This is a genomic window from Chloroflexus sp., assembly GCF_034435895.1.
Taxonomy (GTDB): domain Bacteria; phylum Chloroflexota; class Chloroflexia; order Chloroflexales; family Chloroflexaceae; genus Chloroflexus.
Map to the genome: position 1 here is coordinate 1 of NZ_DAOTWH010000017.1, position 2,882 is coordinate 2,882.

The window sequence follows — 2,882 nt, forward strand, 5'->3', positions numbered from 1 at the left end:
GCGCCCGCCCCATCCTGCGCGCCTTCCGTGAACGGCGGCCCCGGCCTTTCCGCGACGAGAAGATCATCACGGCGTGGAATGCGATGACGATCCGGGCCTTGGCGACGGCCAGCGCGCGGGTGCCGGAGTACTTGCCGGCTGCCCAGCAGTGCGCCGATTTCCTGCTCGCCAACCTACGCCGGGCCGATGGCCGCCTGTTGCGCAGTTGGAAAGATGGCCGGCCCGGCCCAGCCGGTTTTCTCGACGATTACGCGCTGCTGTGCGATGCGCTGCTCGAATTGCACGCCGCCAGCGGCGAGACGCGCTATCTCGCCACGGCAATCGAACTGGCCGACGCGATGCTCGATCTGTTCTGGGATGCGCAGACGTGGATGTTCTTCGATACCGGCAACGACCAGCCGGCCTTGGTCACCCGCCCGCGCGACCTAAGCGACAACGCCGTCCCGTCGGGTTCGTCAGCGGCGACGGTGGCCCTGCTGCGGCTGTACGCTATCACCGGGCGCGAAATCTACGCCACGCGGGCCGAGCAGGTCTTGCAACAAGTCGCGCCGACGCTCAGCCGCTTCCCGCTCGGTTTTGGTCGCATGTTGTGCGCCGCCGATCTAGCGATCGGCCCAACCCGCGAACTGGCAATCATTGGCCCACCCGCACACCCAGCCACGCAGGCGCTAGTTGCCGAAGCACGCGCCAGCTACCGGCCCCGGCTGGTGATCGCCCGCGCCGAACCCGGCGATCCTGTCACTACCCTGAGCCCGTTATTTGCCGATCGCGGCATGATTGACGGCCAACCCACCGCCTACCTATGCGAGCAGTTCACCTGCTTATTGCCCGTCACCACGCCGGAAGCGTTGCGCCAGCAGCTTATGAGCACAAAGGACTAACCCGCCACGGTGTGGCAGCGGCGATGCGATAGCGCGGTAGAATAGGGGCGGACAATCATTGCGCGCCGCTCTCCTACTGTCAGTGCGAGCCGCGCGCAGCGCGGCGAAGCAAGCTCCTGCGAGCACGCGATCCGTGCGTGTAAGGCATCCGTTCCACTGAAGGGGGAGATTGCTTCGGGGGCTGTGCCCCCTCGCAATGACAGGCGGAGTGCGGGAGGGGTGCGTTGTGCGGTTGCGCTCGCTAAAGCTTGCTTTTATGCAGGGAACCCGGCCCTGAAGGGTCGGGCTGGGGTTACGAAGCCCGCTACGCGGGCTATGCTATGGCCCTCACCGGCCCCCTCTCCCACCTGACGGCGGGAGAGGGGGAGCCGCAGAGTGGAAGGGACAGGCACTGCTCCGCGGCAGGCAGCAGCGCCCCTCTCCCGCGTTGCGGGAGAGGGGATGGGGGTGAGGGTGAACTAGCCCAGCGCGCCGCTCTCCTACTGTCAGTGCGAGCCGCGCGCAGCGCGGCGAAGCAAGCTCCTGCGAGCATGCGATCCGTGCGTGTAAGGCATCCGTTCCGCTGAAGGGGGAGATTGCTTCGGGGACTGCGCCCCCTCGCAATGACAGCTATAATCTTGTCAACATTCTTTGCGTTTTTTGTGGCTATCCAACTTCCATGCATATCCTCCACGTTGTGCAGCTCTATTGGCCGGCGCCGAGCGGCGCGGCCCGCTATTTTCAAGAGATCGGCGCGCGGTTGGTAGCCGAAGGCCATCGATTGACGGTGCTGGCCACCGATGCCTTCGATCTTGAATACCTCTGGATGGCCGGCAAACGGCGGATCGCCGAGCCAACCGGCGCCCACGACGGCGTGCAGATCCAGCGGCTGGCAGTGCGGCGCTTGCCCGGCCCGGCCCTGCTCTACCCGATCATTCGCCGGTTGATGGTCGAACTGGGCCGGCTGGGCCGGCCCAGCGTGCCGCTCTTGCGCCGGTTGGCTACGCTTACCCCACAGTTGCCCGATCTGGCTGCGACGCTGGCCGATCCGGCATTGGCTGATGTGGCGGTGGTGCATACCACCAACATTACCCTCGACTTTGCGCTGCTGCCAGTAGCGCGGTGGGCGCAGCAGCGCGGCATTCCTCACCTCTGCACGCCGTTCGTGCATGTGGGTGAGCCGGGGAGCGAGCAGGTGGTGCGCTACTATGCGATGCCGCACCAAATTGACCTGTTGCGGCAGACGACGCGGGTGGCGACGATGACCGATATCGAACGAGCCTATCTCATCCGGCGCGGGGTGCCTGCTGGGAAGATCGTCACCGTTGGCGCGGGGGTGACTCCTGCTGAAGTGACTGGCGGTGATGGCCAGCGGTTTCGCGCCGCGCACCAGATTACCGGGCCGGTCGTGCTGAGTTTGGGTGTGGCTGCATTTGATAAGGGAGCAGTGCATACGCTGGCGGCGATGCGGCGGTTGTGGCAGCAGGGCAGCAACGCGGTGTGGGTGCAGTGCGGCCCGGCCTTTGGCGGCTTTCAGTCAGCAGTAGAGGCGCTCACGCCAGCCGAGCAGGCGCAGGTGCGGGTGCTCGGTTATGTCGATAACGCCACTCGCCGCGACGCGCTGGCTGCCGCCGATGTCTACGTGCAACCCTCGCGCACCGACAGCTTTGGCATCACCTACCTCGAAGCGTGGTGCAATGGCGTGCCGGTGATCGGCGCGCGGGCCGGCGGTGTGCCAGCAGTCATCCGGCACGGGGTTGATGGCTTGCTGGCGCCGTTTGGCGACGTACCGGCAATTGCTGCCGCCATCGACCGGCTGTTGCGCGATCGGGCGCTGGCGCGGGCGATGGGTGCCGCTGGGCAGGCGCGGGTCTGGCGCGAACTGACGTGGGATGCAGTCTACCGCCGGATTCGCCCGTTGTATGGTGAGGGGGTTAGGTGAAGGAATTAACTGAGGTTTTGCACAATCGAGAGGGGGTTGCCAAGGGTAGTAGAATGGAGGCATCAGGATGCGGTTGAGGC

The 2,882-nt window shown here is 65.8% G+C and carries 2 protein-coding genes; both read left to right on the plus strand.

The genetic code is table 11. The features are described from left to right. A partial coding sequence (locus tag U9R81_RS00995) for a thioredoxin domain-containing protein (protein WP_416180923.1) occupies nucleotides 1-881 on the plus strand: 881 nt, incomplete at its 5' end. A gap of 658 nt (nucleotides 882-1,539) precedes the next feature. Beyond that, nucleotides 1,540-2,802, plus strand: a complete 1,263-nt coding sequence (locus U9R81_RS01000) for a glycosyltransferase family 4 protein (RefSeq protein ID WP_322493682.1) — start codon at nucleotides 1,540-1,542, stop codon at nucleotides 2,800-2,802. The last annotated feature ends 80 nt before the right edge of the window (nucleotides 2,803-2,882 follow it).

Excerpts from the sequence above, each read along its gene's own strand:
- U9R81_RS01000 (WP_322493682.1), top strand. The coding sequence starts at position 1,540 with ATGCATATCCTCCACGTTGTGCAGCTCTATTGGCCGGCGCCGAGCGGC.